This is a genomic window from Amycolatopsis sp. lyj-108 (genome assembly GCF_046549005.1).
Lineage (GTDB): Bacteria > Actinomycetota > Actinomycetes > Mycobacteriales > Pseudonocardiaceae > Amycolatopsis.
Map to the genome: position 1 here is coordinate 29,060 of NZ_JAJPWQ010000010.1, position 16,624 is coordinate 45,683.

Below are 16,624 nucleotides of genomic sequence, written 5' to 3' on the forward strand. Positions count from 1 at the left end.
ATCAAGTCCTCCTGGAGCTGGTGGCGGCGTGGTCCAAGTCGGGGAGCTCGGGCTGGTCGAGCATCCGGCACAACGCGAGGTAGACGGGTCCGTACAGCAGCTCGGCGAGCCGCATGTCCGTGGGAGCGACCGGATCGTCGTCCGGTCTCGGGGCGAAGTACGGACGCAGGGCGTTCCGGATGCCGTGGAGCAAGCTGGATCGGGCGGTGTCGCGGCGCCGGCGCCGCTGCGGGTTCGGTGACTGCGCTTCGGCGGTCGCCAGCGCGAACTTCGCGTCGACGAACACGACCCGGGCGGCGACCCCGCCGCGGACGAGCCTGCCGATCACCTGCCAGAGCACGACCAGCTGGTCCCACGCGAACGAGCGCAGTTCGTCGTCGTCCAGAGCCGAGTACGCGTACTTGCGGATCAGTAGCCTGCCCCAGTTGCTGCGGGCGAGCGCGCGGAACGCCCGGCCTGCGGCGTCGAGCGAGTCGTGCGCGGCAACCAGGTCGGCGAACGACGCCGGCTCGGTGTCCCCGGACGTCGGGAGATCGCGCGTGTACCGGCTTTCCCAGTCGTTGATGGCGAGTACGGAGAGCCCGATGTCGGTCGGTACCGGGTGCGGCCGGGTCAGCAGCAGCGCCACGCCGAGCGCCGCGTCGTTGTCCCTGTTCAAGATGTTGTAGCCGCGCTCGATGGCGAGCATCGGCGCGACGAGCACGCGGGCCATGGCGTCGTTCGCGAAGAGGGCCACATTGCCGCGGCGGACGACGGCGGCCCGGTCGAGGTTATCGGCCTCGTCGTCCAGCTCGGCCTGGTCCGGCACCAGGGCCTTGACGTGACCGTGCCAGCCGCGCATCCCGTTCAGCTGGTCCGCGACGTCCCGGGCGTCCTGGTAGTTCCCGACGAGGAGCAGCGCGCGCCGCCGGTTCGGGTCGTCGACGGCCCGGATCTCCTCCTCCAACGGCGAAATCCCGCTCGGGCCGGGCTTGCCGAGCCGGTCCACGAGCGTGCGCAGAAGTGCGGGCCGGACCCGGGGTGGCTTCCCGGACAGGCTGATCGGTTTCCCGTTGTCGTCATGGAAGAAACGCATCTTGAAGACGGTTTCGCGCACCCGCCGCTCGGCTTTGGGCGACGGCCGCAGGATTGCGCCGACCGGCGCGACGACGTGCGCGCGGGTGGACGTCCCGGCCCAACTGGTGCCTGAAAGCAGCAGCACGTGCGGCCCGCCGCGGCCGGCCGTGGGGTCGGCGCCGAGCGAAGGCAGGGAGAGCAGCAGTTCCCGGCCGACACCGGTGCACCGGAAGAACCGGAGGGTCCCGGTAACCCCCTCGCGTTCGCCGTCATCCCGGTCGACGACGTACTGAAAGCCCAGTACGTTGCCCATCGGCGACTCGGGCACGAGCGGCAGGTAGTCCATCGGCGGCCGGCGGATCAGCTCGTTGTCCGCGGCGTCCAGCCGCATCGCGTCCTGGACCAGCGGCCAGAGGTGGGTGAGCCGGTCCAGCCGGTGGTGCAGCGCCGAGAGCAGGAGGACGAACTCCAGTTTGCGTACCAAGGGGTCGTCCTCGGCCACCGGACCCGGCTCGGCTGGGGTGCCGAGCACTCGGAGCGCCCCGACGAGCTCGGCCAGCCGGCGGGCGGCGACCTTGCGGTTCAGCGTGTGCAGGAGGTCCTGCGTCGTCGCAGCCAGGCGGTCGGCGAGGCTTTCGTAGGGGCCGCTGTCGCCCAGCGGGTCGTCCCTGAACCGGTCGAAGACCTGTTCGGCCTCGATCCGGGACGACTCCGGCTCGTCGACCGCGAGCTCCTCGTCCTCGTCCCCGTGATCGGCTCCTTCGGGCCGATACAGCTCGGTGAGTAGCTTTCCTTGCAGCGTCCAGGAGTTGAAGTACTCGATCCCCACCCAGTTCCGCAGGTCCTCGTCCGCGATCAGCATCGAATAGAGCTGGTTCGTGGCACCGGAAACGACCGAGAGGGCCACCTCCCAGTTGCGCACGTTCCGATCGGACAGCTGGAGGCGTCCCGCCCGTGAGAGCTCGCGGATGTTGTGCGTGTACAAGGTGTCCAGCCACGAGTGGGGTTCGCGGGAGACGAGCGTCGCCGTCGGGGCGAAGACCATGTCCAGGTTCATCATCACCCGGTCCGCCTCGTCGACGACCATGAGGTCGCTGCGCAGACAGGCCAGCTCGAGCTGGCGCAGGCGCACCCCGCCGGTGTGGCCCGGGACGGGGCTGTTCACCAGCGACGCCATGGTGGCGACCCACACGCGCGCCTCGACCTGGTCACGCGCGTTCCCGTGCCGCGGGCACTCGTGCCACAGGGGACAGCTCGCCGCACGCGGCCGAGGTCTGCCGGGGACCAGGTCCGCCACGTGGTACAACCCCGAGCAGGGGGCGTCGACTGCACGGACCGGTGCTTCCGCGGCACGGAGCGCGTCGAGCGGGCAGGCGGTGCCGAGATCGGCGAACCCCTCGTCCTCGTGGTGCCCGGCCAGCCGCACGTGACCGTTCGCGGCGAGGCGCCGATGCAGGCCCTGGACGTGCTGCTCGCGGTTGGAAGAGCCGATGATCGGCGTCACCATCCGCTCCCCGAGGTAGCTCCGCAGCTCCCGCGCCGTGGCCAGTTGTTCGGCGACGTCACCGACGACCAGCGTGATCCGCAACGGCTTCGGCTGGCGCACCGCCCAGACCGCGAGCACCTTCATCAGGGTGCTCTTGCCGACCCCGACGACCCCGACCGCGTGCAGGAGCCCGTCCAGTCGCAGTGGCTCGTCCTCGACGAAAGCCTGCCCGGTGGCGTCCCGGACGAGCAGCCGCGTCGACTCGATACTGGCCAGCCAGTTGTTCCGCTCGCCTTCCGGTGCGTTGTCGTCCATCCAGGTGGCGACTTCGCCGAGCGCCGCCCACGTGATGTCACGAGGTTGCCCGTTCAGCACCGTGGGGGCGGTGAGGTCGTGCCCCGGAACGTCACGTGCCCGGCCCGCGACGTCGTCCGGGATCTCCACCTCGACGCGCTCGTCGCGGTCGAAGTAGAAGAACTCTCCCGGTTCTGCCGGCGCGGGCCGGTTGTCGACGAAGCTCGGCAAGGTCAGCAACGCCTGGTCGTAAACGTCGAACCGTGAGACCAGCGTGGTCGTCCCGGCCCACTCGAACGAACCGAGGTCGTCGGCGAGCCGGAAAGCGGCCAGCGCGGAGTCGAGGTCCTGGTAGTCGCGAAGAGCTTCCAGCCAGGCTTCCGGGCGGCGAAGGGACCAGAGCCGGTGCCGGACGCAGGTGATCATCCAGTCCTGATCCGGATTGCTCGCCAGGCCGGCCGCCCGAGCGAAGGGATATCCGCCCAGCAGTGGCCAGACCGAGGTCGGCGGCTGCGTGGCGTCGAGCCGCTGCAGCAGGGTCAGGCCGAGCTCGACCGGGCAGATCACGTCCAGCGGCAGGGTCAGGCCGCTCTGCGCGAGCTCGTCGGTGAGTTCGGCGTACCACTTCCGGCTACGCATGGGCACCCGCCTCGTTGCGGAGGAGCCCGGTGAACCCGGCTTCGGAGAAGACCAGGGTGGTCATCGCGTGTTCCCTTGCGATCCGCAGGTAGGCGGGATCGGCATCGGTCCGGTAGCGGGCGACGATCCAGTGCACGGAGTCGGTTCCGTGGCCGGCCACGGAGGCGGCGATCGCCCGCCCGAGCAGTGCTGGGCTGTGCCAGTCGACGAGCTGCACGGTCCGGACCCGGCCGCCGGCCGTCGTCACGCGCAGGTCACCGGGTCCGGGCAGGGGCCAGCGCTCGACTTCGACTCCTGACGCCTCCAGTTCGGCGCCGAACCGCCGGGCCGCCCGCCCGGGACCGGCGACGAACTGCCGGTGCCTGCGATCACCTTGGACGAGGACCCCGGCATCACTGTCCCAGCGAGCACCGGGCGTCACGATGCCGTCGACGGCGCACTCCTCCCGTTCGCACCACCAGTCCTCGTCGGCCGGCAGGAGCGGGCCGCCGCAGCCGGTACAGGCACGGATTTCCCCGCCCACGTCGTAGCCGGGCCCGATTGGGACGTAAGACGTGGTCAGGTGGTCGTCGAGCACGCGGATCAACGATAAGATCCGCACCTCGTTGAACCCGTCCTCCGTGAGGACGGGTTGATCCGCCAGCACATCCCGCAGCGCGCGGTACTCCGAAGCGGAGTCGTGTTCGTCGGCGAGCGCCGCCATCGCCCTGACCTGGCGTGACACTGCCAGGAACGGGTTGGCCGTCTCGGCGCAGAGCGCGATCTCGTGGCACAGCGCGGTCGGTGCGCCCGAGCGTTCGTCAATCAGCAGGCCGTCCGCGGGGTAGACGTCCGCGGGGAGCACGAGCGGCCACAGGCCCAGCGGACGCTCGTAGCCCCAGCGGATCAGCCCCGGTACCGAAGACGGCGGGCGCGCATCGCGGCGCAGACAATGCAGGGTCAGTCGATCCATGGTGCGCTGCACGGCCGGCGGGTACGGCATCCGGAACGTGGCCAGGTCACCCAGCTCGTCGAGTGCCACTAGGGCCGTAGAGACCGCGCCGAGCACCTGCTCGTCCGCGCTGTCGGCGGTCACGACGCGGATCGCCGATTCGCGGTCAGGTACTCGATACCCGGTGCGCACCACCGGCGGACCTCACATTCCGCGCAGCCGTCACCCGGCGACGGCGCAAACGTTGTGTCACGCAGAACCGGTTCCACCAGCTCACCGATGACTTCCCGGGCCTCCGCCACCCGAGCCGGGTCGGTGGGGTCCACCTCTTCGAGGGCGCACCCGTCGGGGCGCAGCTGTTCGAGCTCGATCCTCGATCCGCCCGGCGAGCCCTCCGGCGCCCGGGCGGACAGGATCAAGACCGCCAGCGCCAGCTGGGGTACTTCGCGCAGCAACGACCGGTCGCGGCGCAGCCGGCGCCGCGACGTCTTGGTCTCCCGCCACACCCAGCGCCCGGCCTGCTGGTAGAGGAGGTCGGGGGTACCGCCGACGACCACGTCCAGCCTCTTGTCGTAGGCGACGACGAACCGATGCCGGTCGTTCCGTACCTCATCGACGTCCGGGAACGGGCACAACGCCGCGTGCCGAGCCAGCATCTCCAGCGCGGTCCGCCGATCGTCCTCCGGGAGCGCGACGACTTCCCCGCCCGGCGCGTCACCCGGCCGGCAGCGGCGTGCGCCACCGGTGTGCCGCTCCCGCAAGGTGCTGTCGACCGCGCGCCCGACGAGTACCGGTCGGCTTTCGACGAGCCCGGTGTCGCGGAGCTTCAGCTGCCGCCGCAGATGGTATTTCGCCGGGCAGCTCCGGTGGTAGCGCAGGTCGGTGACCGACAGCGTCCGCCGTGGACCCGGCACGGTCGGGACACCCGGCAGAAGGTCGGCGGCCGCGAGGGCGGGGCAAGCAGGGACGTCGGGGCACGAACCACAGTCACGGCCGGGGTGCCGCGCGGTGCCATCGACGATCTCGACGAGCTTCGGTGCGACTTTTTCCTGTGCTTGATCGCGGATCTGCGCGGCCGTCAGCTCCACAACCGGTTCGACGATCGGAGACGTCGCCCCGAACAGGACGACGCGAACCTTCTCCGGGACACCCTCCCCGCCGAATGCGGCTACGTTGGCGGCGGCCAGGGTGACGATTTCGAGTCGCTCCACCGGAGCGGCCAGGCTCAGCAGCCACATTTCCCGGACGGAGTCGTCGACCGACTGGTACCGGCGCCCCCAGCACGTCTGCTCGTACCGGCTGACCCCGCGCTGGTCCACCGCGTCATTGCGATGGGTGATCTTCCACGGGGCCCGGACCGGAACCAGGTTCGGCACGGCGGCCTGGCGGGCACGCCATGCAGTGCGGTAATTCCGGAAGGCGTCGATCGACCACCGGATCAGCCCGTCGTGCGCGGGCGGCCGGTCGGCTCCGAATGTGCCGCGGGTCCGGGCGAGTGAATCGACGACGTCCGCGTCGGCCCGGTTCGTGAATTCGGCCAGGTTCAGCGCGTCCATGAGCGGGCCTAGGGTGAATTCGTTCAAGGTCGTCACCGGGAAAACCGGTCCATGCCGGGCTTTGTGCGCCCGTGCACGGGCGCAGCCTGTGGCGCCGGTGTCGGTCGCGCTCACGCGTACAACTTGTCCAGTATTTGTCACGTCGGCCCGTTCTCTTCCCGTCCCGGATTAGTCGGTGCGGGTGAATCCTAATCACCGAAAGAATGGGAAGGCCGTGCGTGTGGCGATATCCGGTGGGTTAGCCTTCGGATCATGACGAGTACGGCGGACTGGGCCGGGTCCGCGTTGGTGCACGGCGTGGTCCTCGGCCAGCGGTTTCAGGTGAACGGGCCGGCGGGAAAGGGAGGAATGGGCACGGCGTTCTTCGCGACCGACCTCGTGTCCCGCAAGCGGGTAGTCGTAAAGGTCCCGCAGCTGCCGTTCACTGCCGAGCGGGATCCCGAGGCATGGCGGCGGATCACGCGCAGGTTCGCGCGCGAGGGTCGCCACCTGAGCAAGGTCGAGCACCCGAACATCCCCGCGGTGGTCGGCGTGGGCGAATATGGCTCGGTTCCGTACCTGGTCATGACCTGCATCCGTGGAATCGAGCTGACCGAGTACCGCGTACGTACCGTCCCCAGGCCCGCGGAATTCGCCGCGATCGGCACGGCGGTGGCGGGCGCGCTGGCGGCTTGTCACAAGAACGGCATCGTGCACCGCGACCTGAAGCCAGAGAACCTTCTGGTCGGTGAGAACGGTGTCGTCTACGTGATCGATTTCGGGATAGCCTTGTCGTTCGACAAGGAAACGTCGAGGTACACGAGGAATTTCGTCGGGACCGACGCCTACGCGGCGCCGGAACGGTTCCTGGGTGGCGAGCAGGTCGCGCAGTCAGACCTGTACAGCCTCGGCTGCGTGTTCTATCACCTGTTGACCGGCCGGTCCCCGTTCGTCGAGGACGGTGAGAAGACGCTGGAGAAGCAGCATCTCTACGATATGCCGGCGCCGCCATCGCGGTTCACCACCGGAGTGCTTCCAGAGCTGGAAGAGCTCACTTTGGCGTTGCTGGCGAAGAACATCGGCGACCGGCCGGGAATCGACGACGTCCGCGCGGTACTGCGGCCGCATCTGCCGGAACTCGGCGCACCCGAGCCCAACCCGGTAGCCCGGCCCGACGTGACGATCCCCTACCGCACCCCAGAGGCGGTCCGTGCGCCCGAGGCGCCAGCCCAGGCGCGCGTGGAATCCGTCCGCTCATTCCGTGCCCGACGGCGGCGCGACTTCCTCACCGAAGCCGACATAACGGAGACGCTCCAGCAGGCCATCACCGCACACGAGGGCGGCGACCACGCGGCCGCTATGCACATGCTGACCGACCTGCGCTGCCGGGCGATCGAGACGTTCGGGAAGGGCAACCCCAAGGTGGTCCCGATCGAGCGGGCGTTGAACACCCTGGAGCAGCCGTGACGTCATCCGGCACAACACCTGCTGGCGCGCGTGGTGGCTGTTGCAGCTGATGCGGCTCGTCGTTATCGCGCGCACCTCGCCGTCGTGGTCGGCCAGGACGCGGCGCAGAGTGCCTAGCCACCGAACTCCGAGAGAAGGGGTTAAATCCGTGATCGCTCAACGTCACCGCGGCCTGACCGAGCAGGCCGCCGTCGACCAGGCCTGCCGCTCTGCGTCATCGGTGACTCCGGCACCGGCAAGTCTCACCTGCTCATCGCACTAGGCACCGACGCCGCGATGGCCGGATTCCGGGGCCGCTACGCCCTGGTCATCAAACTGGTCAACGAACTGGTCGAAGCCGCCGACGACATGGTCCTCGCCAAGACCATCGCCCGCTACGGCCGCGTCGATCTCCTCTGCATCGACGAACTCGGCTACAAGGAATTCGACCGCCGCGGAGCCGGACTTCTCTTCCAGGTCCTCACCGGACGAGAGGAAAAAGCGTCGGTCGCGATCGCCTCCAACGAAAGTTTCGGCGCTGGAAAAGATTTTCACCGGCCCACGGCTCTGCGCCGCGATCGTTGAGCGCCTCACCTGCGGCGGCAGCATCATCGAAACCGGCACCGACTCCTACCACCTCGCGCACAGCCGAGCCCAGGCAGACGACCATGACCAGCAACGATCCAAGCCCGCGAAGCGGCGAGGACACCTTCGACCTGATCGACAAGGCTCTGGCCGCCTTGCGGAGAGCCGCGGCTGCTGGCTTGGCGACAACTTCCTCGATGTAACAATCCGGAGCTATCTGGGACCCTGTCGAAGATCGATGTAACGGTTTTCGGCTCGCTTGCGCCTACCTACCGTAGCCGCGAGTGAGAGGATCATCTTGACGCAACCGGATTCATCTCGGATCAGCGCGACGGCAAGCCAGATCGTGGAGATCGTCGCTGCGGCTGAGGTCGCTCTGACCAGGGAACAATTGATGGCTCTGGCGAGAAAGAGATTCCCCAGGTTGCATGCGAAGCGACTCGAAGCGGCTCTAGTGCAAGCGGTCCAGGCTGATGCGCTTGTCTTGGCAGAGGACAGGTTCACGGTACCGGACCTCAAGTCAACAACACTGCAGCAAATGTCAAGCATATCGGATCCTGGCGCGCCGCTGCGCGCTGTCATCATCGACGTCGAGTCGGTTGTCCGTACGACCGCGACCGAGCCGTATCTCGAGAAGCGGATCTTCCAGATCGGTGCGGTCAGACTGGGAACGGATTCCGCATGGGTGCAAGCGGAGAACACTTTTGATGCTTTCGTTGAGCTGCCGCAGGACGGCGCTTGGCAGATTCGGCATGAGCAGGTACGAGTACGGCACGAACAATGTGCGATCCCGGCGTTAGAGGCGTTACTGGCTCTGCAGTCCTTCTGTGCCGAGGCTGACATGCTCGTCACCTATAACGGGACGGTCGCGGATTTTCCACTGCTGGCGGAGGCCTGCCTGCGGGAGGGCCTTCCAGTGCTCGCTCCGGTTCCGGTCGATGCCTACTACCTGGGGTTGGCGCTGTGGCCGACGGAGGCGAACCATCAGCTCGGTCCGCTCGCCGGTCAAGTTGGCGTAGATACCACTGGGCTGAGCTGGCACAACGCGGTGGACGACTGTCGCCTGCTTGAGCGGTTACTCGAACGTGGGGCTCGGCTGATCGCGAGCTGGGATCGTGACTTGCTGGATCTCGTCGCTTCCACGTGCCCGGATTCGCCGGCGTGGCTACTTCTGCGGCACCTGGCCGGTATCAGCCCTGGACATCCGTCCGGTGACGTCGTCGCATACGGACAGGGTGACGTCACGAACGTCATCTCCGCACAGCTGTCGAACCATGTCCCGCGGCGGCTCGATGACGGCGTGGGCGCCCGTCCGGCGCTTCAGGTCGGTTCTGAGCTGTGTGGAGAAGACGGGCGGATCGACCCGATCGAGCTGGCGGCGGTCGCGCATGGGGCCGACGCACGGCGCCGTCCCGCGCAGGAGGAAATGACCACCGCGCTGCACCGCTGGGTGGACGAAGGCGTACCTGCTCTCGTCGAGGCACCGACTGGAACGGGAAAGAGCTTCGCGATCTTGGCTGCGGCACTCGACTGGTTGGCTGGCGCTCCTGACCGGGCCGCCGTCATCTCGACCTTTACCAAGCAGTTGCAGCAGCAGCTCGCCAACGACGTCGCCAGGCTGGACCAGGTCGTGCCAGGGCTGCTCGAGACCAGCGATCTCGTGAAGGGGCAGACGAACAGGCTCTCTCTTCGCGGGCTGACCGTGCTCTTGGCCGACGCTACAACGGAGCGAGGGAGAGTTCGGTCGCGACCCGGGCCGCGTAATAGATTCCTTGAACGACCGGTGTTCCGGGAGCTTCTCATCTACCTTCTGCTTCGTCTGTTCGCCGCCGATGACGTGCGAAACGGCTGGATCGCACGGTCCGTCGATGCTGTCGATCTTCCGGCGTTCTTCGGCGAGTATGCGGGATCTGCGCTCCCGATCTGGCTGGAGTCGCTGTCGCAGGCCAGCAACGGCGAATATCCGGCTGACGCCGAGGTCGCCGTGGCCTCGCACACGGATGTCGTCAGGGAAGCCCTGACGTCAAATCGGCTGATACTCGCCAACCACGCACTGCTGCTGGCGCACTTGGACGACCTCGACGCGCTCGGCACGAACACGATCTTGGTCATTGATGAAGCACATCAGCTCGAGGATGCCGCCACCTCCGCGTTGACTGCAACGGTCGACTACCGCTCCGTTGAGGATCTGCAGGCCGAGCTGCAAACCTGGGGCGAGACGGCCAGGCGCGGACCCGCACGGGACTCCGTTGGTGAGTCAGTCGGAAGTCTCGAGGCGTTGCTTGATCACGAGCAGCTTCCTCGTGTCGCGGGCATGGCGTTCGACGCCTGCGGTGCAGTCAGCGGCACCTTGGTGGGATCCCGGACGGTGACACTGGCGAGCGCCTACATGGGCATGTCTGGCATACCGCAGTCACGACAGCTGGCAGGGTTGCTGACACGGCTCGGAGGGCTTTGTCAGGCCTTGGTCGGGGCAATGGGTGCCTATGCACGAGCCCATGAGCAGGTCCTCGACTTTTTCGAGCGGGAACGCGTGCGGACCCTGCTCGCCAGGTGTAAGCACGTTCACGAGTCGGCGACCGCGGTCGTCGACGATCTGAACTCGATCATCGGAGAGCGGGGCGGATCCGGCGCCCCGGCGAATTCGGCCGACGAAGAAGCCGAGGACGAACTGCCGCTCGAAGGCGAGGTGAACCCCTCCGGAGAGGGCGACGAGGGCCCGGCGTCCAGCGAATTGCCGCCCGGAACATCGAACAGGGTCGTGTATGCGGAGGAGGTCGGTGCGCTGAAAGAAGGTTTGCGACGCTATCGGTTCCGGATCGCGAGCAGCCCGGTAGAACTGTCGGCTGACGAACAATGGAGGCAGTTCCTGACCGCGTTCGACCGGACTTACTATGTGAGCGCGACGTTGCGCGTGGCGGGCAAGTGGGACTTCATACGCGGTCGGCTCGGGTTGTCGCCGGGTGTCGCGACTCTTTCACTGCCGACGCCGTTCAATCTCGGGAAGCAGGCGGCCCTCGTCTGCTTCTCTGATTTCCCATCATGGGCGGAACAGACCGAAGGGGCCATGCGCACCGTCGCGCATCAGCTTGCCGGGTATGCACGGGAAATGATCCACGCGTCCGGGGATGCCGAGGACCCAGGTCGCGGTGGCTTCGACGGTGGGGCACTGGTTCTCACGACAGCGCGCTCGACGGCCGGCGGGATCTCTGATCATCTCGCGACCGAGCTGCGCCGTCGCGGAGACGAGACAACTGTGCTGTCCACCTTGGTCTTGGGTAACAACCGGGGCTATCTCGAATTCAAGGATCCCGAGCACGGTGGCGGCTTCCTGATCGGCACGAAGGGGTTGTGGCAAGGAGTCGACATCGATGACCCGAACCGCTTGCGCTTGGTGTGGATCAACAAACTCCCTTTCGCGCCCTTCGCCGCGCCGGTCATCGCGGCACGACGCGAAGCCGTCAAAGCACGTGCGGAGGCGGCGCGCGCCGACGACCCCGATGCGGTCGCGACCTTGAACTACTACCTCCCGCTCGCTGCACTTCAGCTCCGGCAGGCGGTCGGCAGGATGACCCGGTCGGAGCGGCATCGTGGTGTGGTCGTGATCAGCGACCGCAAGCTTGCGGGCAGATCCGCGCTGCGCCGGGCCTACCGCGACATCTTCCTGGGTTCGCTTGATGACGATCCGGAACCGGGATCGCCGGGCTTGCTGGCGCTGGATCCGGTCACCGGCGAACGGGCAGGCGGGAACGTCGTCACGATGGCCGAAGGCTGGGCCCGTATCTGGCAGTTCTTCGCTGCCGAAGGAATGCTCAAGACTGAACGTGCAGAGCAGCTGTGCACGTCGCAATCGTTGCACGAGCACACATTGCTGCCGCAGACTCGGCGTATCCGCGACCTGGAGATGACTGCCGAGGAGGTCGCGCGGCATCGCGCGGCCGGTTCGCTCGAGTCGGAGGTACTCGAACGCTCCGCTGTCGTCGGTGGGCTATTGCGCCTATCCGATGAGCGCGCAGATCTCAAACCGGCTCAGCGGGCAGTAGTCGGTGCCGTCGCCGCTGGCCGCGATGTGCTCGGCTTGCTCCCGACCGGCTTCGGCAAGAGCTTCTGCTTTCAGCTTCCGGCCCTGGTACTGCCCGGCATGACGATCGTGGTCTCGCCGCTTGTCGCGCTGATGCAGGATCAGGCGCTGGAGCTGAACCGGAGCATCGGCGGGGCGGTCCGTGCCTTGGTCGCGCCCATGCGGGAGTCGAGTTCACGTGCTGGCAAGACCGAGGTCGCCGAGCAGCTCAGCGGCGTTGCCGAGCACAAGATCCGTATGGTGTACGTGTCGCCGGAACGACTTTGCCAGCGACGCTTCCGTGAGCTGGTGAGACAGGCAGCAAGTCAAGGCCGGGTCAGCCGCGTGGTGCTGGACGAGGCACACACCTTCGTGCAGTGGGACGACTTCCGCCCGGCCATGAGCAGGGTCGAGCGGTTCCTGGCCGAGTTGCGTCGTGACTTCGGGCTGCCGGTCACCGCCCTGACCGCGACGGCGAACCACACGGTGCACGCCGGGCTGCGTGCAGGGGTCTTCGGACTGCCCGAGAACCCGGTGGGTGGCCAGGATGGTGAAGCGGCGGAGGCGGCGGCCGGGACCTTGGTGACCGTGCGGGAGAACCCGATTCGTCCCGAGCTGGCGATTTTCCGGAAGACCACTGAGCGAGCGGGGCCTGCGATCACGGCCGGCCTCGCTGAGGAGGTCGTCGGCAAGCTGGAAGACCACTCGATCTTCTACTGCTTGACGGTCAAAGAGGTCGTCGCGCTCCACTCGCATTTGCGGAACTACCTCGGCGAGGGAGGAACCCGAGTGCGCCGGTTCCACGGCAGGCTGACCGAGATCGAGAAGTCGGCGGTCATGACCGAATTCCGTGAGGCACCCAAGAAGAACGAAGAAGGCTTCGTTCCGCTCGTGATAGTCGCGACGAGCGCGTTCGGTCTCGGCATCAACCGGCCGGACGTGAGGACGGTGTTCTGCGTCAGCGCACCGACCGACCTCGCTGCGCTCTACCAGCAGATCGGCCGTGCCGGTCGAGACGCCGCCACGACATCGACCGACCCGAACCTCGGCTTGGCGCTGCTAACGACTCAGGGATTACGCACGGTCGCGTTCATGACCGCCAACGACCTGCGCAAGGAACTGCTTGAGCGAATGGGACAGGCGGTATTGGCGAGCTGCGGTGTCCTCGACGCGGCGATGGTCGCCGACGAGCTGATCGGCGCGGACATCGCCGCTGGTGCGCTCTCGCTCGACGAGGCTCGCCGGAGCAGGACTGCCGAGAACTACCAGTCCGGCGTCGTCCGGGCGTTCGCAGCGCTCGCCGGACTGGGGGCGGTCGTCGATCTCGGTGATTTCCCGCCATTCTGCACCGTCAAGGCCGGTGAACTGAATGAGCTGGCAGGTGACTCGCTCGACGAGGTCGAAGCCGCGGTGGTCGCTGCCCTGCTGGATCTACCTTCGAGAGGACAAGGTCTGCACCGCGTCAAGCTGGATGTCCACGATCTCGATCGGAATCTCGAGCGGACGGTGCCCGAGTTCCGGACACTTGTCGACGACGTGGCAGGAACCTGGCAGCTTCTCTCGGACCTCCACGACCGTGGTGTGCTGGATGTGAGCGCCGCCCCGTCCCGGCGGCTCGTCACTGGTCTGCGGGTCGTCGATCCCGTGCTGCCGCCGGGATTCCTGGCCGCGGTGTTGGGCAAGGCGCAGCGTGCCGCCGAGGAGATCAGTCTACTGCGAGACTTCTTCGAAGACAGGCTCACCTGCGCGAACCGCAAGTTCGCCGACTACTTCGGGATCAAGGAGCTGCCGGATGGCTGTTGCTCGCATGCGGGAAACCGCTGCTCGGCATGCTGGAACGCGGGCAACTGGCCACTTGAGGACGAAGTGTCTCGAGTTGTCGAGGCGTTCCAGACGAAGCGGCCACGCCCGGCCGGCCATCGCGTCGACGCGGAGGTCCGCCGTCGACGGCTCGACGAGCAGATTTCACGTCTCGTGTGGGACGTCTTCGCGGGCGTGCATCCGCGTGACCTTTACCGAGCACTTCGTGGGGAGGATTCCTACTTCCATCCCCGTGCACGCAGGCGAGTTCAGCTGCGAACCGGTCTCCGGATGAGTCGTTTCTTCGGCGCCAATCCGTCGATTCGGCTGTTCGATATCGAAGATTCGCTAGCCCGGTTGTCGGCCGAGGCGAAGGTCGTTCAGACAGGCGTGCTTTGGCGTGACGCTGGACATGTGCGGCGTGATCAGGCGCGTATCACTGCTGTGAGTGCTTCTCAGACTTCGGAGGTGACGAGATGACGGAGGTAGACGCGGATGGGGCGTGTGGCACCGAATTCGACGACGAGCCGTCTCCGCGCGACGCGAGGCCCGTGTGGCAACCCTATGTCGATCCTCCTTTGGTGACACCGGGCATGCTCCTTGGCCTCGGCGTTATGGCGGACGAGGAACAGCAGCGACTGTTTCGGTACCTCGCCGCCCTTGTCAGCACTCGGACCACTCCCGTACATGTCAACGTCGCGTTCAACGCCGTCTATTTCGGCTTTGACCTGACCGTCGGTGGCTACGTGGGCGGTGCGACCAACGACCTCTTTTCCCTCCCGGAAATCCATGCGGGAGAAGAGAACGATGCGTTACCGGTCGGCGCTTTGGTCAAGATCACCTCCGGTGGCCGTCCGCTCTTCGCCGAGGTCGTCTACAAAGAGGGAGCCCACCCAGACCTGCAAGACGATGGCACGGTGCCTGCCTGGTTGTCAGGTGCACCCGCCGGAGCGGTCGGCCCTGGTCAGACGCACTCGGACGCTCACCCGCTGCTGCGGGAACTGTTGGTCATCGATACCGAAGCGTTCGGGCTCGGCTTCTCACTGACGCACTCGCAACTGGACAGAGCACGACGAGCCGGTCGGGCAATGAACGCGGACGGCCATCTGGTGTATAACGCCAGATACGCCTCGCGTGAAGACGCCGATCTCGACGAAGTCGCCTACTACGCGCGGTATCTCCTCACCCGGGGCCGTGATCAGCTGATGAGCGCCTCTGCCCCAATGCCCTTAGGCTCGTTGCTCACGCCCGACGCTGGGGAGGAGCAGTACCGCGCGGCCTTGCTCGGCTTGCTGAACACGGTCCGCGATGCCCTCGGATGTCTCGATGACCGGCTGCGGACGTGGCATGGATACTCGTTCAGCCGCGCCGCGTTCGGCGCGAGGCTGACCGACGACGGACCGCTTGGTGGCCCGGATCTGGAAATGATCGCGTCGCAACTCAAGCGAAGTGCCATCCATGAGCGGTCGCCGCGCTGGGCGTCGCAGCCGAAACCGGTACACATCGCGATCGGCTCTCGGCTCAGGCATGTCCGGGATGCTGGGCAGCACCTGGTCGGCGTCGGTTACGCCGCGGCGGTGTGCCATGCCAACTCCGTGATCAGCGACTACGTCCGCGGTGACTCCGATGAGTCGACCGGGTTGCTGCCTGGCGGCGTCAGCCTGCGGCTTGACGACGGTTGGCAGGGCGGTGGCGTCTGGCGGACGAAGGCGCCGGGTGGCCCGGAAGCTCTGCTCGACATCACTCAGCCGCTGGGACTCGGGTGGGCGTCGACTCTGCCCGATGTGGAGCTCTTGGCCGAGCCGGAGTTCGAGGACTCCGTCGGCTTGTTCGAGCCATCCGACCTTGTTGTCAAGGACAGCGAAATAGCCTGGTCGCAGCCGATGCGGCTGAAGTATCTGATCGAGGGCACTCTGCCGTTGCCCGATGGTGCCGCCACGGCCATGCGTGGCCGTGTGCCGGGGCTGCGGTTGATGATGTTCCATGACGGATACGAGCTGAAGGTTTGCCAGAGGACCCAGGACACGACCACCGAGTTGTTCACACCGCGGCCACAGCTGAGCGGAGTCGACTGGCCGCTGGATTTCTTCGTGGGCATCGTTTTGACGTGCACCTGGACGCGGGGGAGCAGCGTCGTGCGGGCCACGTCGACGTTACTGGAGGAGCCGGTCATCGTCGACGGTGAGTTCATCGAGCACCGCTTCGACAAGTCGATCATCACGCGCGATGCCGCGCCAGGTGAGGGCAAGCGTGGTTCGTCAGGGGAGGGCAGTTCGACGAGGGAAGGCGGAGCACTGACCTTATCCGAACGTGTCTTGCGGGCGGTGCGGCGGCTGGGGCTGCTCGACCGTGACGGGCGAGCGGTGCTGACCAGGACAAGGCTGGGCGCGGCAGTCTACGGCGAGAACACGGAGTCCGCGCTCGGCGAGGCGGTCGATCAGCTGATCTGCGACGGACGCCTGCACACGGATCTGGCAGGTGTGGATGAGCGCGGAGTATTGCGGTTTCCCGCCGCGCCCGGCCAGCGCGAGATCGAAGTACTCGTCTACGAACCGTCCGTGGCGGCTGCGAGTGCGCGGCCGGATACGGCGTCGTCGCGCCGAACCTTGGAAGCGCGGTTCCTGCGTAGTACCGACGTAGCCGGGCACCTCCGACGGATCGGCCATCTGGGACGGGTGGCAAGCGAGGAAAAGAAGGCAGCCTATCGGGCCGCGCAGGAGCGCATCGGGCGCGGCGCCCTCGAGCTGCCACCCGGCTACACCTACGTTCCCTCATTCACTCGCGGGCGCTGA

Annotated in this window: 7 protein-coding genes; 4 read left to right on the forward strand and 3 right to left on the reverse strand. The window is 67.0% G+C overall.

From position 1 onward, the window contains the following. Window position 1: 1 nt before the first annotated feature. Genes ACLJO0_RS30805 through ACLJO0_RS30815 form a run of 3 tightly spaced genes read right to left on the reverse strand, consistent with a single transcriptional unit; the run spans window position 2 to window position 5,989 of the window. The gene (locus tag ACLJO0_RS30805) at window positions 2–3,475 is read right to left on the reverse strand and encodes a hypothetical protein (RefSeq protein WP_410582280.1); all 3,474 of its coding nucleotides are present in this window, start codon (window positions 3,473–3,475) and stop codon (window positions 2–4) included. Beyond that, on the reverse strand, window positions 3,468–4,550 hold the full coding sequence (locus tag ACLJO0_RS30810) for a hypothetical protein (protein ID WP_410582282.1): 1,083 nt from the start codon (window positions 4,548–4,550) through the stop codon (window positions 3,468–3,470). Before ACLJO0_RS30810 ends, ACLJO0_RS30805 begins: the two co-directional genes overlap by 8 nt. Continuing rightward, window positions 4,547–5,989: a PD-(D/E)XK nuclease family protein gene (locus ACLJO0_RS30815; RefSeq protein ID WP_410582283.1), complete on the reverse strand. Its 1,443-nt coding sequence runs from the start codon at window positions 5,987–5,989 to the stop codon at window positions 4,547–4,549. The genes ACLJO0_RS30810 and ACLJO0_RS30815 overlap by 4 nt, the downstream gene beginning before the upstream one ends. Before the next feature lie 225 nt (window positions 5,990–6,214). Here ACLJO0_RS30815 and ACLJO0_RS30820 point away from each other — a divergent pair, with 225 nt between their 5' ends. From ACLJO0_RS30820 to ACLJO0_RS30835, 4 genes are all read left to right on the forward strand, one after another. Next, on the forward strand, window positions 6,215–7,408 hold the full coding sequence (locus tag ACLJO0_RS30820; RefSeq protein ID WP_410582285.1) for a serine/threonine-protein kinase: 1,194 nt from the start codon (window positions 6,215–6,217) through the stop codon (window positions 7,406–7,408). A 252-nt stretch (window positions 7,409–7,660) separates the two neighbouring features. Continuing rightward, window positions 7,661–7,972, forward strand: coding sequence for an ATP-binding protein (locus tag ACLJO0_RS30825; protein ID WP_410582760.1), 312 nt, complete (start codon window positions 7,661–7,663; stop codon window positions 7,970–7,972). Between the two features lie 298 nt (window positions 7,973–8,270). After that, complete coding sequence (locus ACLJO0_RS30830; protein WP_410582287.1) at window positions 8,271–14,312, forward strand: DEAD/DEAH box helicase; 6,042 nt, start codon at window positions 8,271–8,273, stop codon at window positions 14,310–14,312. Next, window positions 14,309–16,624 (forward strand): hypothetical protein, encoded by a 2,316-nt coding sequence (locus ACLJO0_RS30835; RefSeq protein ID WP_410582288.1) that lies wholly within the window; start codon window positions 14,309–14,311, stop codon window positions 16,622–16,624. Before ACLJO0_RS30830 ends, ACLJO0_RS30835 begins: the two co-directional genes overlap by 4 nt.

What these genes read in the sequence shown, in the direction of transcription:
- ACLJO0_RS30805 (WP_410582280.1), bottom strand. Translation starts at nt 3,475, where the DNA reads ATGCGTAGCCGGAAGTGGTACGCCGAACTCACCGACGAGCTCGCGCAG.
- ACLJO0_RS30820 (WP_410582285.1), top strand. Translation starts at nt 6,215, where the DNA reads ATGACGAGTACGGCGGACTGGGCCGGGTCCGCGTTGGTGCACGGCGTG.
- ACLJO0_RS30835 (WP_410582288.1), top strand. Translation starts at nt 14,309, where the DNA reads ATGACGGAGGTAGACGCGGATGGGGCGTGTGGCACCGAATTCGACGAC.